Source organism: Nostoc sp. (assembly GCF_036919675.1).
Taxonomy (GTDB): domain Bacteria; phylum Cyanobacteriota; class Cyanobacteriia; order Cyanobacteriales; family Nostocaceae; genus Nostoc.
In genome coordinates this window covers 83134-99316 of the sequence record NZ_JBALCP010000064.1, presented here as the reverse complement: position 1 = coordinate 99316, position 16183 = coordinate 83134, and the positions used below count along the sequence as shown (strand labels likewise).

General features: G+C 42.4%; 13 protein-coding genes and 1 pseudogene. 8 read left to right on the top strand and 6 right to left on the bottom strand.

The genetic code is table 11. The annotated features are described in order from the left end of the window. Positions 1-487 precede the first annotated feature (487 nt). Positions 488-703 carry a hypothetical protein gene (locus V7K49_RS13805; RefSeq protein ID WP_334874369.1) on the top strand — a complete coding sequence of 72 codons (216 nt, stop codon included), beginning with the start codon at positions 488-490 and terminating at the stop codon, positions 701-703. Positions 704-710: 7 nt separating this feature from the next. After that, positions 711-1136, top strand: coding sequence for a type II toxin-antitoxin system VapC family toxin (locus V7K49_RS13800; protein WP_335071614.1), 426 nt, complete (start codon positions 711-713; stop codon positions 1134-1136). Between the two features lie 491 nt (positions 1137-1627). Here the strand turns inward: V7K49_RS13800 and V7K49_RS13795 are convergent, their stop codons facing one another. After that, positions 1628-4273 carry a beta strand repeat-containing protein gene (locus V7K49_RS13795; protein ID WP_335206018.1) on the bottom strand — a complete coding sequence of 882 codons (2646 nt, stop codon included), beginning with the start codon at positions 4271-4273 and terminating at the stop codon, positions 1628-1630. Between the two features lie 764 nt (positions 4274-5037). Between V7K49_RS13795 and V7K49_RS13790 the strand changes: the two genes are divergently transcribed. Then, positions 5038-6609: a metallophosphoesterase family protein gene (locus tag V7K49_RS13790; RefSeq protein ID WP_335206016.1), complete on the top strand. Its 1572-nt coding sequence runs from the start codon at positions 5038-5040 to the stop codon at positions 6607-6609. Between the two features lie 81 nt (positions 6610-6690). Here V7K49_RS13790 and V7K49_RS13785 read toward each other — a convergent pair whose 3' ends face one another. Continuing rightward, entirely contained in the window at positions 6691-6858 is a 168-nt protein-coding gene (locus tag V7K49_RS13785) for a hypothetical protein (protein ID WP_335071618.1), read from the bottom strand. A 263-nt stretch (positions 6859-7121) separates the two neighbouring features. Here V7K49_RS13785 and V7K49_RS13780 point away from each other — a divergent pair, with 263 nt between their 5' ends. Together V7K49_RS13780 and V7K49_RS13775 are read left to right on the top strand one after the other, a co-directional pair. Then, on the top strand, positions 7122-7880 hold the full coding sequence (locus V7K49_RS13780) for a YebC/PmpR family DNA-binding transcriptional regulator (protein ID WP_335206014.1): 759 nt from the start codon (positions 7122-7124) through the stop codon (positions 7878-7880). A gap of 611 nt (positions 7881-8491) precedes the next feature. After that, the gene (locus V7K49_RS13775; RefSeq protein ID WP_335206012.1) at positions 8492-9769 is read left to right on the top strand and encodes an FAD-dependent hydroxylase; all 1278 of its coding nucleotides are present in this window, start codon (positions 8492-8494) and stop codon (positions 9767-9769) included. On the opposite strand, the gene V7K49_RS13770 is transcribed toward V7K49_RS13775, so the two are convergent. Next, positions 9751-10371, bottom strand: a complete 621-nt coding sequence (locus V7K49_RS13770) for a Uma2 family endonuclease (RefSeq protein ID WP_335206010.1) — start codon at positions 10369-10371, stop codon at positions 9751-9753. The two genes, V7K49_RS13775 and V7K49_RS13770, sit on opposite strands and share 19 nt — an antisense overlap. A gap of 130 nt (positions 10372-10501) precedes the next feature. Next, positions 10502-10624 (bottom strand): annotated as a pseudogene (locus V7K49_RS13765) (tyrosine-type recombinase/integrase); the annotation flags it as partial. Between the two features lie 97 nt (positions 10625-10721). Between V7K49_RS13765 and V7K49_RS13760 the strand changes: the two are divergent. Beyond that, on the top strand, positions 10722-12716 hold the full coding sequence (locus tag V7K49_RS13760; protein WP_335206008.1) for an MASE1 domain-containing protein: 1995 nt from the start codon (positions 10722-10724) through the stop codon (positions 12714-12716). 93 nt (positions 12717-12809) lie between these two features. Here V7K49_RS13760 and V7K49_RS13755 read toward each other — a convergent pair whose 3' ends face one another. Next, positions 12810-13028 carry a hypothetical protein gene (locus V7K49_RS13755; RefSeq protein ID WP_335206006.1) on the bottom strand — a complete coding sequence of 73 codons (219 nt, stop codon included), beginning with the start codon at positions 13026-13028 and terminating at the stop codon, positions 12810-12812. 73 nt (positions 13029-13101) lie between these two features. Here V7K49_RS13755 and V7K49_RS13750 point away from each other — a divergent pair, with 73 nt between their 5' ends. Together V7K49_RS13750 and V7K49_RS13745 are read left to right on the top strand one after the other, a co-directional pair. After that, the gene (locus V7K49_RS13750) at positions 13102-14496 is read left to right on the top strand and encodes a carotenoid oxygenase family protein (RefSeq protein ID WP_335206005.1); all 1395 of its coding nucleotides are present in this window, start codon (positions 13102-13104) and stop codon (positions 14494-14496) included. Between the two features lie 302 nt (positions 14497-14798). Continuing rightward, positions 14799-15083, top strand: coding sequence for a hypothetical protein (locus tag V7K49_RS13745; RefSeq protein ID WP_442948669.1), 285 nt, complete (start codon positions 14799-14801; stop codon positions 15081-15083). Here the strand turns inward: V7K49_RS13745 and V7K49_RS13740 are convergent. After that, complete coding sequence (locus V7K49_RS13740; RefSeq protein ID WP_335206003.1) at positions 15060-15686, bottom strand: O-methyltransferase; 627 nt, start codon at positions 15684-15686, stop codon at positions 15060-15062. The two genes, V7K49_RS13745 and V7K49_RS13740, sit on opposite strands and share 24 nt — an antisense overlap. Between the last annotated feature and the right edge of the window lie 497 nt (positions 15687-16183).

Genomic DNA, 16183 nt, shown 5'->3' with positions numbered 1-16183 from the left:
GGCGAATACCGTAATTAAGAAAATTATAGGATATATAGAACATTAGTTCTCATCTGGATTCAATTTTTTTTACAAGTAGCAAAAGTAGGGTCTAAACTCTGCGCTCTGCCCAACTCCAAAAAGCTGATTTATTTACAGCCTACATACATTATTTTTGTATAGAATTGCCACAACAATTTATTGCTAAGAATTGGGAAAAAGCCCAAAATTTTTCCCCCTTTTGTCTGTAAAAGATCTCTAAGAGGTTTTACTACGCAAAATCTTTCCCTGTCTGAGTCAGAGTGGGAGAGACTTGAACTTTAATTTCAAACAGGGGGAAGTTCGTCCAACTCACGTAACATTAGTTCAGTTAGTGGCTTAGGCAATTCTGGAAAATCTATATAATTCGTAAGATAGATATAAGTATCTTCACTAGTTATTGCGTCGTCTACTCTACCCGTATTGTCCCAACCAGCTTAGGATAGACTAAAAGCACTTTTTGCAAACAATGGTAGAAAAAATCACAGCTGTGTTTAATGGCAAAGTGTTCTATCCGGCTGAACCGATCGCACTGCCAATCAATACCCACGTGCGAATCAGTATTGAAATTTTACCGCCAAGTGAACATGAAACGGTATCATTTCTGCAAACGGCGCGATCGCTCAACTTAGATGGGCCACCTGACTGGTCTACCAATATAGATAAATATTTGTACAGTAAGTAAACTTTCCATGCATTCTGAAGTCTTTCTTGATACATCATTTGCCATTGCCTTATCTGCACCGAGCGATCGCTTGCATGACCGAGCCTTACATCTGGCTAAAATGTTACAAGCGGCAGAAACACGTTTGGTGACAACACAGGCGGTGATGTTGGAAATTGGCAATGCCTTATCCCAACTACCTTATCGTCAGGCGGCAATCATATTATTAAATTCTCTAGTAGCAGACTCCAAAGTTGAAATTGTTCCTCTCTCCCAGGAACTCTACGAACGTGCTTTCGAGCTATATCGGGAACGAACAGAGAAAGAATGGGGATTTGGAGATTGCGTATCTTTTATTGTGATGCAATATAGCGGAATCACTGAAGCACTGACTGCTGATGAGCATTTTCAACAAGCAGGCTTTCGAGCATTACTGCGAGAAAATTTACCTTAAAGATTGGGGATTAGGGATGAGATATTGGGATTAAGTATTGAGAAAATGAATATTTTGGAGGTTGAAAGAAGTCGGGAATCAGAAAAATCTACAACTCTCAGTTTGCGATCGCGACTTTATGACTATTGGATAATGACTAAAAAAGTTAGATAACTAACATGGTATGTATGTAATTCATCAAAATTTAGCTTTTCTAATAGGGATTGATTTCGCAGGGATACCTTATATTCATTCATAAAAATCTCTACTGGTAGTTTGGAAAGTTCTATTGTTATTTTGTGGAGCAAGAATTACTATCGCCACAAATTGGTGGAAACCAATAGACATAGGAGTGAAATTAAATATGCGTTATCTAGAACCTTTGTATAAATGTAGCAGTGCTACGTCTCTACATTCTTTATCACTTTTATGTCTATTGAAAAATTGAATGGGAGGTATTAAAATATACCTCCCATTCCGTACCACAAGTGATAAAAGAGCGCTAATTATGATTAAAAAACCACAAAGTTGTTTATGGTTAGTGTCACACCAGCAGATAATTGTGCAAATTTTACCTGACTAAACCCAGACGCACTGCCATCTTGATCAAAGAACAATGCACCTGTAATATTGTTATATATAAATCGTTGATTGCTTGTCGTTGCAGATGTTCCGAGTGTAAACTGATTTTTCTGAAGTGAACCTATTGATAACCCGCCACCAAAACCAGCAGCCGATACCTGAATCAATTCATTAGTGGCGTTGAAGTCATAAAGTCTATCAACACCTCCACTGTAACCATTGAAAGCAAAGGTATCAGTACCAGTTCCTCCATAGAGACTATCATTACCAAAACCACCTGTGAGGTAGTCATTGCCATTACCACCTATGAGGGTGTTCTTACCATATGCCTGAGAGGCTGTGAGAGTATCATTACCATCGCCTCCAGAGAGGAGATTATCGCTGCGTGATGAATCGCGAACAATCAAGCGATCGTTACCTGCTCCCCCATCTATCGTATCATTGCCATAACCATAGCCCCCGTCGAGTGTATCATTGCCACTGTTACCAACAATATTGTCATTGTAGGCTGTACCTGAGATATTTAATCGTTCGATATTCTTGTAGCTAACCCGACTTGCGCCTGCCGTAATTGCTCCAATATTAGTAGTGGCATTGAAAGTGGTTGTGATACCCCCAGTAGCATTGTTATAATCGACGAACAACACATCGTCACCCTTACCCCCATTGATGGTATCTTTGCCACTAGTGCCCGTGGAGCCACTAGTGCTCGTGGAGAGCGTATCATTGCCATTGCTGCCAACAATATTGTCATTGTAGGCTGTACCTGAGATATTTAATCGTTCGATATTCTTGTAGCTAACCTGACTTGTGCCTGCCGTAATTGCTCCAATGTTAGTAGTGGCATTGAAAGTGGTTGTGATACCCCCAGTAGCATTGCTGTAATCGATGGACAACACATCGTCACCCTTACCCCCATCGATGGTATCTTTGCCACTCGTGCCCGTGGAGAGCGTATCATTGCCATTGCTGCCAACAATATTGTCATTGTAGGCTGTACCTGAGATATTTAATCGTTCGATATTCTTGTAATTAACCCCATACTTACCCGCCTTAATCGAGCTAATGGTAGTAGTAGGATTGATTGTCGTTATGATCCCCCCTGTAGCTAACGTGTAATCCACGGACAACAAATCGTCACCCTTACCCCCATCTACCGTTTGAGTCACGAAATAAGAGGGGGCAGTATCTGCAAATGTGGGGCTTAGAGAGAAGGAATCATTGCCATCGCCCCCAGAGAGGAAGTTACTGCCTGTTGAATGTTCAGCCCCCAAGGTATCGTCACCAGCACCACCGTTGAGGGTGTTATTGCCTGAGGAGGATAAATAAAGGCTACCACCGCTGTACCCGAAAAAATAGGCAGAGACGGAGAGATAATCATTGCCATCGCCCCCAGAGAGGAAGTTATTGCCTGTTGAATACTCAGCTCTCAAGGTATCGTTACCAGCACCACCGTTGAGGGTGTTATTGCCTGAAGAGCTAAAATTAGGAGCATCTCCTCTATAAGTAGAAACACCAGAAGTGGAGAGAGAATCATTGCCATCCCCTCCACAGAGTAAGTTATTGCCGTTTTTTGGAGACTGGGCATTTAAGGTATCGTCACCAGCACCACCATTGAGGGTGTTATTGCTTGAGGAGGGGTAAGAGATGTATCCGCTGACAACGTTAGAAGTGGAGAGATAATCATTGCCATCACCCCCAGAGAGGAAGTTATTGCCTGATGAAGCCCCAGCATCCAAGGTATCGTCACCAGCATCACCGTTGAGGATGTTATTGGCTGTTGAAAATTCAACATTCAAGTAATCGTTACCAGCACCACCAATGAGGGAGTCATTGCCCGTGAGGAAGTCATTCCCCGTACCACCAACGAGAGTATCATTCCCCGCACCACCAAGGAGGGAGTCATTGCCTGGGCCACCTCTCAAAAGGTCGTTCCCACTCTTGCCGTCAATGATGTCATTGCCCCCCTGACCATTAATCACATCATCTGAGTTGTCTAAACCCACAATATTGTTAGAAAGGTCATTGAGAAAGGTTACTGTGTTCTTGATGCCAATGCTAGTATCAGTGGAGTTGGCATCGAGGACATCAAAACTGTCCGTGATGCTAGTTTGCCCAAAAAACACGATATTGCCGATAGCTGGTGTTGCTCCAGAAGCTTTCAGGTTCTCCAAGTTTTCTAATTTGAAGTTTTGCAGGATGACTTTGGCAGCCATAAACCTCGTTTCAGTAGGATTCCCTTCAAAGCTGATTTCCAGATTGTTGCCATTCTGGGTCAGCAGCAGATTTCGCACAGTGAAGCCATAGTCCTGTAAATTTAGAGTGTCCACTTCGGCAATGACTGCTGCTGTCGGGTTTGTTCCTTTACCTACGCCACTAAAATCGGTGATGATATTATTGTAGCCGGAAGAGTAAACAAATTCATCCTTGCCGCCTCCACCAGTCAAGGTGTCGCCACCGCTACGATAATCGTTATATATGTATATGGTATCATTGCCTGCTTTACCGTTAATCGTGTCTGAGTCAACACCACCCGATAAGGTATCATTACCGTTGGTTCCAATGATATTTGTCATAATTTTTACCTGACTAAATCGATTTTTTCAGTAACTTCAGTTCTCAACCTTGAGTTTAGTGCTGTTTTCAGGCACAAAAACTCACCGAAATTTGATGTTTTCAGCATACTTTCTCCGTCAACTTTGAGGGTCAGCAAATTTCTCGAAGATTCACCTTATTCCAAGGCTTGTACGTAGCACTGAATCTAACTATCTTAAACATCTAAGTCTTAAGCACTGTACAAATTCATCAAGGTGTGAGTTATCAGCATAATTGGTCATTTCAGGCTAAATTAATCATTCTTATTCACTAGAAATCATTAAACAAGGATCGAAAAATTCAGCTTAAATGCCTAAAACCCATCCTTCATGTTTGGTTTTTGCCAGCGCCTAAGTCCTACTAAAAGAGAAAATGGTTAACAGTTGACTGTTGACGGTAAAGAGATTTTTATACTCTCCTTGTAGGCTATTCTGTGTGGGTGTCTAGCTTGAAAATAAATAATATCTCAATAATCTCGCAATAACTACACAGTAAATATATTACTTAGATATCCATGCGGAAATAGTCATCTTTGCATACTCTTCACATTTGACAAATGACAAACTAAAAAATAAGGATAAATGATGGATGCTTTGGTCAATCAACATCAGGAACTTTGCACTGGACTTGAGTCTCATGCTCTTAAATACTGATTAGACAGCCAGGGACTCCCCAGTCCCCAATTAAAACCCTTATTATTTCGTTACAATCGGTATGTGCATTAGGCATTCAAGAGTTATCAGCCATGAAATTGATTTCCGATCCACCGATTCCTGTAAAAATTCAAAAGATGAAGGAACGGGTGCGGTGGATGCATCCAAGTTTTGTGCAACGGGGAATTGACCAAACCAGCATGGTTATTGACGATCGCAGGCAGGATAGTCCAGAATTTTCCTTTATGGTTATCGGTGATTCTGGCACTAAATCCCATTCTCAACACCACCCCCAACGAAAAGTTGCCGAACTGATGCTGACTCACCGCGATGATTGCAGTTTTGTTTTGCACACAGGCGATGTAATCTATGTGGTGGGTTCCCAAGAGTATTATTCAACAAACTTTATTGAGCCTTACCGGGAATTTCTTGTTGGTGGCGACAACCCGAAAAGCATTCCCTATGACCGCATGGTGTTTAATCTGCCCTTTTTGCCAGTACTCGGTAATCATGATTATTACGATGTACCGTTGATGTATCGTTTATTTACTGGAACAACATCTTCATTACGTCGCCTATTCCGCTACAAAGATATCGAGATTGGCTGGCATGGATCATATCAAGGTAATGCCTATGCGCGAGCATTTATGGACTACACCCAGGCGATCGCTTCCCCACAAGAGTTGGAACGTCATTTAGATCAACACTATACTGCTAAGACTGACACAGGGCGCTGTTTGCGTTACGAACCTGGAAATTTTACCCGCTTACCCAATCGCTATTACACCTTTCGTTACGGCGGGATTGACTTTTTTGCTTTAGATTCCAACACCTTTAATACACCATCACCCTTACCTGCAACTCAAGAGGGAGAAATTTACCGCCGCCAATTGCAAAAGCGTCGCCAGGAAATAGATCAACAAGAATTGCAGATTTTGGAAATATGCGATCGCCTCAACCCAGATAAACCCACTGAAGCAGAACAACTCGATGAACTTAGCGCCAAACTAGACCAAATAAACGAGATAAAAATCGATATTGAAAAACAATTGGCATCTGATGAAATGCCTGCGATCGACTTTGAACAACTTGAATGGTTGCGAAGCAGACTCATTGAATCTTGGAACACCTCCGAGGTGCGCGGACGTGTAATCTTTTTCCACCATCCGCCCTATGTCACAGAGGCTACGAAGTGGGATCAGGCACAAACCTTGGCGGTTCGCCATCGCTTGCGTTGGGTGTTTGAACAAGTGGCACAAACTCTTGGTTCTCTAATTAAAGAACGTCCCATAGTCGATTTAATTTTAAATGGTCACGCTCACTGTTTGGAGCATCTTTGCACAACTGATACCGGATTTGCTGACTCCCACATTAACTGTATTATCTCTGGTGGTAGTGGTCATCGTCCTCGCTATCAACGCCGAAGGGGGACTGAATTGATGGAGACTTTTGCGGAAATTGCAGGTAAACCTACTCGGAAAGTTGCTGATTCAATGCTTTTTGTGGGTCGTCACGACTACAATTACCAGAACCGCCTGCCTTACTCATGTGTGCGGATTGATGTTCTGGATGGTAGTCCACCCAAGTTTATCATCAGACCGTTGATTACTGAACGTATTAGAGATCAGTGGTATAACCGCGAACTTGAACCTTTTCTGATTTAAACAGAATGCGATGCCTACGGCGGTAAACTACGCGCCTTGATTATCTTTCAAATTTACTGTAGGACTTACGCAAAAAACCTCTCAAACTCCTATTCCTCCGTGTTCTCTGCGTCCTCTGTGGTTCGATTTTCCATTACCTGTGCGTAAGTCCTGTACTGCTACCGCGTTCTGTGAACCATGACTCATCAACTCGCCGCCGCCACTCCATATAAACGGCAACCAGGCGAACAAGGTAAAATACTTTGACATCTAGTTAAAGCTAGTATGCCCACCTAATAATACAAGCAATAAGATCCTAAGATAGTGTGACGCTTTCTTTCTTGTTCGCTTGGCATAGCGAGGAGACAAAAAAAATCGTGCATAATAATGTTAATAAAAATGATAGGTGAATTTTCCTCGTTCCCTCACAACAACTTTGCCCCTCTGATGGATAGTTGCACAATTATCTAAAGTTATGCTTTTTGCAAGCGTTTATATCCTAATCTTGAATAAAGTTTTGATAATTTCAGATTATGGCAGGACACAGTAAATGGGCAAATATTAAGCGCCAAAAAGCGGTAGTAGATGCAAAAAAGGGAAAAACCTTCACTCAGTTATCCAGGGCGATTATCGTTGCTGCTAGAAGCGGCGTACCAGATCCGGCGCTGAATTTTCAACTTCGCACAGCGATTGACAAGGCAAAGGCAGCGAGTATCCCCAATGATAATATTGAACGAGCGATCGCTAAAGGTGCAGGCACTTTTGGTGGGGATAATGCTATCTTTGAAGCGATTCGCTACGAAGGTTATGGCCCTGGTGGTGTAGCGATTTTAATCGAAGCCCTCACAGATAATCGCAATCGCACTGCTGCTGACTTGCGTGTAGCTTTTAGTAAAAATGGTGGCAATCTTGGTGAAACAGGTTGCGTTAGCTGGATGTTTGACCAAAAAGGCGTTTGTGTGGTGCAGGGTGTGGTTGACGAAGAACAGCTTTTAGAAGCATCCCTCGAAGGCGGTGCCCAGTCTTATGAGATGACTGAAGATGAGATGGCTGAAGTATTTACTGACATTGCAAATTTAGAAACCCTTAGCCAGATACTCAAAGATCAACGCTTTAAGGTGACTGATGCCGAATTGCGCTGGATTCCCAGTAATAGTGTAGAAGTTACTGATCCGGATCAGGCGCGATCGCTTTTCAAGTTAATTGATACTCTAGAAGGCTTGGATGACGTGCAAAATGTCACACCTAACTTTGACATATCAGAAGAATTGATGGCTCTCAGTATTTATTAATCAAAATTAACACAGGCGTCATCACCAAATAGCAATTCTTTAGATAAAGTAAAAAATATTACATCTAAGTTGGAAGTGTCAGTAAGTATTATGGCTGTGAGTATTTTCTCGCCAAGGATTCCCCATAAGTCCTAAATTTTACGCATGTAAAAATAGACATGAAAGATTCATATCAATCACAAACTTATGACATATGCCTATTGGATAGTTGGATTGTTGATTACCTGGTGAGGATTTTTAAGTGAATAAGTTCGCTAAAGTTTTACTTTTGGCTCTAATCTTTGCAGCACCCGTAACCGCTTTTGCATCTCAAGCTCAAGCTAAAGTTATCCATCATACTAGCGTAAAATCTGCTAAAGGTTATCACAAGGTTAGACATCACAGGCATCATCGTAAAAACCTAGCTCATAAAACTTATAAATAGTTACTATTAGTTGTAAAAGTTTCTAGTAACTCTGTAATAAAGTTTAATGTTGGTTTCTCTGAAAAAATAATTGTATTATTTAACCCCGCTGGAATCCCTACCAATCAGCGGGGTTTTTTAATTAACTTGCTCATCAGGGCGCGATCGCGTCAAAATAAGAGTTAAGACGCTGTAACCTAACTTAACAATGACCTTAACGCAGCTTAAGCAAATTTCCCCTCAACTAACACCGCCAAATGAGCGGGGATATGAATATGATTTGGTAATTGTCGGCGGTGGGATTATTGGGTTAACTCTAGCCTCTGCTTTAAAAGATTCTGGCTTGAGTGTCTTGCTGATTGAGGCGAAAGTGGCATCAGCGGCTGTAGCTAAAGGGCAAGCTTATGCAGTTCATATGCTTTCGGCGCTAATTTATCAAGGAATTGGAGTTTGGGACAAAATGCTGCCTCAAATAGCCAAATATTGCCGAGTTCATCTTTCTGATGCCGATTCAGCCAATTTGGTGGAATTTGTTATAGATGATATAGGTACACCAGAGTTGGGTTATGTGGCGGAACACCAAGCGCTGTTGCAGCCTTTGCAGGAGTTTGTCCAAAATTGTCCAAATGTGACTTATCTGTGTCCGGCTGAAGTAGTAAATACGCAGTACCAGAAGGATATAGTAGCAATAGATATTAAAGTTGCCGATCAGCTACAGACAGTCAAGAGCAAATTACTGATAGCAGCAGATGGGGCGCGATCGCCGATTCGTCAAGCTGCTGGGATCAAAACTCTGGGCTGGAAATATTGGCAGTCTTGCATAGTTGCATTTGTTAAACCAGAAAAACCGCACAACAACACCGCTTACGAAAGATTTTGGTCTAGCGGGCCCTTTGCGATTTTACCTTTACCGGGGAACCGTTGCCGCATTGTCTGGACAGCCCCCCACGAAGAAGCAAAAGCTTTATGTGCTTTAGATGATCAGCAATTTTTGGTAGAACTCACCCGTCGCTATGGCAATCAAATGGGGAAATTGGAATTACTGGGCGATCGCTTTGTATTTCAGGTACAACTCATGCAAAGCGATCGCTATGTTCTCCCCCGACTAGCATTAATTGGTGATGCGGCGCACAATTGCCATCCTGTCGGCGGACAAGGTTTAAATCTGGGGATTCGAGATGCAGCGGCTTTGGCGCAAGTAATCCAAGCAGCGCACCAAGCGGGTAAAGATATTGGCGACATTCAGATTCTTAAAGGTTATGAACGCTGGCGCCAGCTGGAAAACCTGACGATTTTAGGTTTGACCGATTTGTTAGATCGGATGTTTTCTAATAATTTCTTACCTGTGGTGGTGGTTCGTCGCCTGGGTTTATGGTTTTTGCAGCGAGTACCTGTATTAAAGGTGTTTATGCTGAAGTTAATGATTGGCTTGAAGGGGCGGACTCCAGAATTGGCAAAAGATAAACGCTACACCACAGCAGCTTGAAAAATCTGGTTTGGGGTGAGATTCAATTCGGGAAAAGTTTGGGAAACGATGCGATCGCTATTTCGAAACTTACTTATCTGATATTCCCCATCAACTAAGTTACAAATGGAGATTGTTGGTTGTTTGGGATTACCGATAAAATTACGTCCACCCAAGGCAGCGTAATCGATAATCCAGTATTCCGGGATACCCATCTCTTCATACTCAGCATATTTTAAATAGTAATCGTCTCGCCAGTTGGTTGATACAACCTCAATTGCCAAAGGTATTGATGCACCTAAACTAACGATAGATTCTTTTTTCCATAATTTTTCGTTTGCCAGATTTGCACGGTTTAGTACCAACACATCTGGGATGTAACCAGAATCTTTTTCAGGAGGTCTAACTATAACTTGGTTGGGCATGAAGTAGGACAATCCTAGACGTTGGATTTGGACAGAAATTTTGATACCTAGAAAACCTTTTACTTCTTCGTGTTCTCCTACTGGTTGCGCTATCTCAACAATTTCTCCTTTATGTAGTTCGTAGCGGACTCGTCGATTTTCGGGTAGCCAATCGACAAATTCCTCAAAGGTTACTAGCTTAGGTATGGCTTGAGTCATAGATGATAGAGAATTACTGATGATAGAAATATTATCTCTAATCTAGGAGACTGCGGACAGCTTTTCCACCACGGTTAAGAATATGGGTATAAATCATTGTAGTTTTCACATATTTGTGTCTGAGTAATTCCTATAGTGTGTAAATGTCATAGCCTTTCTGCAGTAAATGGATAACGAAACTGTGGCGAAACGTATGACAACCCACCTTTTTTTGAATACCAGCTTGATGAACCGCTTGTTTTAATACTTTTTGTAAACTACTTTCATGGCTGCTTTATGTTCCAACCTTAAGGGAAAAGGGCATTCTATGTAAAGACTAGCAACGTTGATATCAAGCAGCCACTAAACAGATGTTTCAACAAAAATCCCCTATATTCCCTCACGGGCTAAGGCAAATCGGAGGCACCCTTGTTTTGGCGATCGCCTACTATGAAATGGCTGAAATTTCACGTCATCTTGCCTCCACACCAAACAATGTGACTCCAGTTTGGCCCCCGGATGGAATTGCTGCTGGGGCTGTTCTGTTGTTTGGTAACTGGATCGGGTCCGGTGTTTTACTGGGTTCATTTCTCGCCAACTTCTGGGCGTTCCGAGATCCAACAAGTTTCTTATCCCTGGTGATTTCAACGCTGCCAGTTCTTTTCATTGCGATCGGAACAACCCTGGGGACTATGTTGGGTGCCTTCCTGCTGCGGAAAACTACCAACCAACGCTATCCCTTAGAACGTGTCACCGACGTGTTCAAATTTTTCCTCTTAACCGGCATGGTGGGGCCGAGCATCAATGCAACTGTTGGAGTGGCTTGCTTGGCGTTGAGTGGTAAAGTTCCCTGGACAGCGTATGGGACAGTTTGGTTAACCTGGTGGATTTCTAATGTTTCGGGAATTTTTATCGTCACCCCGATTCTGCTTAGTTGGGGGCAATTCACTCAAAAAAAACGACATCCAATCTGGCAATGGTTATCCCTCAGTTCAACGTCAGAGGATTGTGAAAATCTCTCTCATCTTCGCCACTCAAGAGCAAACTCACGCCCTTTAAGATTCTGGTTAATCCTAGTAGAGCCAGTTATCGTGATGGGGTTGGTCATTCTGATCAGCAAAGTTGCTTTTGGTGAGGGATATCACCTGGAGTATATGTTGATTCCGATGTTGATCTGGTCTGCCTTTCGACTGGGGCAACCGGGTACAATGCTGTTAAGTTTTATTGTGGCTGCGATCGCTGTGATCGCAACTGTCAATGGCAAAGGTAGTTTTGTGACTAAGGATCTCGACCAATCTTTGATCCAACTGCAATCGTTTATCGGCGTGATTACACTCACCATTCTTGTGTTAACAGCGACGATCGCAGAACGAACACAAGCAGAAACCAAGCTGCGTTTAGCTTTTGCCGAATTAGCCAGAACCAATGAAACTCTGGAAGTTCGAGTTCAGCAGAGAACTGAAGAATTGAATGAAAAGAATACGACTCTGAAGCAAACTCTACAAACGCTTAAACAGACTCAATTACAGATGCTTCACAGTGAAAAAATGTCTGCATTGGGACAGATGGTCGCAGGCGTTGCCCATGAAATCAATAACCCGGTTAATTTCATTGATGGCAACTTAATTTATCTTTCTGAGTATATCCAAGGTCTGCTGAAAGCATTGCAAGCTTACCAACAGCACTATCCAAATCCACCTCTTGCCCTGCACGCAGAATTGGATAAACTTGAACTGGACTTTTTACGAGAAGATGTTACCAAGATTCTTCAGTCCATGAAAATCGGTACCGAGCGGATCTCTACTATTGTGTTATCGCTGCGGAACTTCTCGCGCTTGGATGAAGCAGGATTGAAAGCGGTAGACATTCATCAAGGGATTGATAGTACCTTGGTGATTTTGCAACATCAATTGCAATCGACAGCCGATCGCCCCCAGATCCAGGTTATTAAAGAGTATAGTCAGTTACCACTGATTGAATGTGATGCTGGCTCCCTTAATCAAGTGTTTATGAATCTTTTAAGCAATGCTATAGATGCATTAGAAGAATCTAATCAGGAACGTTCGTTCCAAGACATTTCAGCTAACCCCAATGCCATCTGGATTCAGACTCGTCAAATCGATACAAATCAAGTGATGATTATGATTTCTGACAATGGAATAGGCATTCCAAAAGAGATTTGCTCTAAACTATTTGATCCTTTCTTCACCACTAAGCCCGTTGGCAAAGGCACTGGTTTGGGTTTGTTTATGAGCTATCAAATTGTGACCCAGAAGCATGGTGGTAATCTTTGGTGTGATTCCACACTGGGGCAAGGCACAAAGTTTGTGATTGAGATTCCTCTAAAAGCGAAGAAGATTGCTTGAATAAGCACAATTTAGAGAATTTCGAGAAGCGATGCCTACGGCTGACTACGCCTACGCATTTGCTATATCGGCGATGCCTACGGCTGGCTACGCCTACGCATTTGCTACTTCGGCGACTCCATTTGCTACTTCGGCGACCTCATTTGCTACTTCGGCGACCTCATTTGCTACTTCGGCGACCTCATTTGCTACTTCGGCGATCGCATTTGCTACTTCGGCGATCGCATTTGCTACTTCGGCAATCGCATTTGCTACTTCGGCAATCGCATTTGCTACTTCGGTGATCGCATTTGCTATTCTTTGCTGAGACATTAGCAATTTGTGATGTCTACAATAAAAAGCAAACACCAAGCTAGAGAATTAGGCGCTTTCGTCAGGAAAACAAATGGCAATAACAGCAGTCAATCCTTATCTTGATGGTAACTTTGCACCAATCCATCAAGAAATTACCACTGACACCTTGCAAGTAATAGGTGAACTACCACCGGATTTATCGGGGATATTTGTCCGCAACGGTGCTAATCCACAGTGGAAGCCAATTGGTCAGTATCACTGGTTTGATGGAGATGGGATGTTGCATGGTGTGCGAATTCACAATCGCAAAGCAATTTATTGCAATCGCTACGTTCAAACCAAAGGATGGAAAATAGAGCAAGCAGAGGGTAAGACCATCTGGTCTGGTTTGATGGAACCACCGCAAATGGATAATCCTTATGAGCCATATAAAAATACTGCTAATACAGCTATTGTTTGGCACGCAGGTCAACTATTAGCATTATGGGAAGGAGGAGCGCCTCATGCTATTAAGCTGCCTGAGTTAGAGACAATTGGCGAGTACACCTACAATGGCAAGCTAGCTTCTGCCTTTACTGCTCATCCTAAAGTAGACCCAGTTACGGGCGAGATGATGTTTTTTGGCTACTCTCCATTTACACCGCCTTACTTACAATATGGCGTGATTTCAGCAGCAGGCGAGTTGTTACGGACTGAGCCAATTGACTTACCAATAGGAGTGTTGATGCATGATTTTGCAATCAGCGAAAACTATACAATTTTTATGGATCTGCCTCTGACTTTTAATCCAGAACGGGTACAACGAGGAGAACCTCTGCTATTATTCGAGAGCGATCGCCCCAGTCGCTTTGGCATCTTACCACGTCATGGAAATAATCGTGATGTCCGTTGGTTCGAGAGTTCAGCTTGTTTCGTACCTCATACTCTCAATGCTTACGAAGAAGGAGAAGAGATAGTATTAATCGGTTGTCGAATGAAGAACTCAGGACTTCTAGAACCAGTCCAAAGCTTTGATGAACAAGAAGGAGTTAACAGACCTCTATACGAGTGGCGATTTAATCTCAAGACTGGTCTTGTTAAAGAAATAATGTTAGATAATGTACCCATTGAATTTCCCCGTGTGAATGAACAGCTACTAGGGAAAAAAACACGATACGCCTACAGTGCAAGAGTCGCTAATAATCCAATTCTCTTGTTTGATGCGCTCATCAAGTACGATTTTAATCGTGGCAAATCTGAAACATTAGAATTCGGAGTTGGGCGTTATGGCGGAGATATCGTTTTTGTACCACGTCCTCACGCAACAACAGAGGATGATGGCTGGCTCCTAACTTTAGTTCATGATGAGGGTTCAGAAACTTCTGAATTAATCGTAGTAAATGCCCAAGATGTCACGTCCGGGCCTATAGCGCAGGTGCTAATTCCCCAGCGAGTACCCTATGGATTCCATGCTGCTTGGATTGATGAAGCGCAATTCCAAACTTGAGCAAAACTAACGTTAGTGGTTGATGTGAGTTGGTGAACCAACGTGTTGCGGGGGTTCTCCACGCTGTAGCGACTGTGCGTAGCATCGGAATGAGCGTCTGTAGGAGCGTCACCCAAAGGGTAGTGCTTCTCTCATCTTCTGTTGGGGGATGCTTGTTTTAACCGCAGGCATCCCTCTAATTTTTTATACCCATTCCTACGCAGTGGGATCGCGTGGTTTAGTCTAGTTCGCGGTGCGAAACCTAAAAGCCTTACAGTGATTGAGATAGGGAAAAATGTACTCAATCGGAAGGCAGACTTGAGGTGTTACAGAAAAAATATCACATTGACCGGGAGTTCAACATTATCTTGCAGTTGAGTGGTGAAATGGATCAGCAAATGACTCTGATTGACCATCTGCTATGTGATGAAAAGCTCCTTGAGTTTATGGAAGCAGACTTTTCAAAACCTTATCCACTTTCAACCAAAACAGGAAGAAAATCAACTCCTGTAGAAGTGATATTAAGGATGCTAGCCCTCAAACACTTACACTGCCTAAGTTACGAAAGGACAATTAAAAAGGCATCAAGAAATTTCCTTTCGCGTTAGCTCAAGACCTTGACCAATATTGATTTCAATTGAATCTAGGTCTGGCTTAGTGCGAACATGTTGTTGATAATTCTTCATTTTTGTCCGAAAATCAGGAGGAAAAGTAATGTTATCGGCTACGACAATTGCTCCAGGAGCAAGCTTTTTATAAAAGAGGTCAAAGCAGGGAATGTACTGATCTTTCCAAAGATCAAGCAAGACAAAATCCCATGTTTCTGGTAAAATTTCCAGTAACTTGAGGGCATCACCAAGTTGGAAGTCTACAAAATCTTCTAAACCAACCCTCCGAATATTTTCCACTGCTTGTGCCTGCTTGGCGGCAACACATTCGAGAGTAGTTACATGACCACCATTTACCCGCGCTGCTTCGGCTAACCAGATTGTTGAATAGCCAACGCTAGTACCAATTTCAAGAATGCGTTTGCCACCTTGCGTTTTGAGAAGCATATTCAATAATTCTCCAGTTTGTGAGCCAACTGCCAGCATCATTTCATCTAGATGTTTTCCGCGATCTTCGGGACTGAGTGCTTTAAATTGGTTGTGTTCTGCTTCCAGGCGAGCATCAAGTTCAGACAAGACATTAACTATTCGTAATTCTTTCATAAGTAACAATATGTCGGTTTAAACGTTCGTAATTCTATATTAAACATATCGCGATATATCGGCAATTCGACATGCAACTCATTCATATTTTATCTTTGCCTTATTAATAAACTATTTTATACAAAAAACCTTCTTTACGCATGTCAAAAAGCTTGATTATGCGTTTCCTAAAAAATAAATGTATTCAAAATTTAGTATTAATACGTATAACAGGAGTTACCTCAAATCTGCCTTCCAATTGAGTACATTTTTCCCTATCTCAATCACTGTAAGGCTTTTAGATTTCGCACCGCGAACTAGTACCGCAAGGCGGAAGTCAAAAGTCAAAAGTCAAAAGTCAAAAGTATTATGGAATAAGCTCTTTAGGGATTTTAAATGGTTGCTCTATTTACGCCGTGGCGTACTAGTCTAAACTCCAGTAGAGAAGACTACGACCGCCTGACCGCAGAAGCGTCTACAGACTTCTCTGCTGATCTGACAAGCCATTTATGATATAC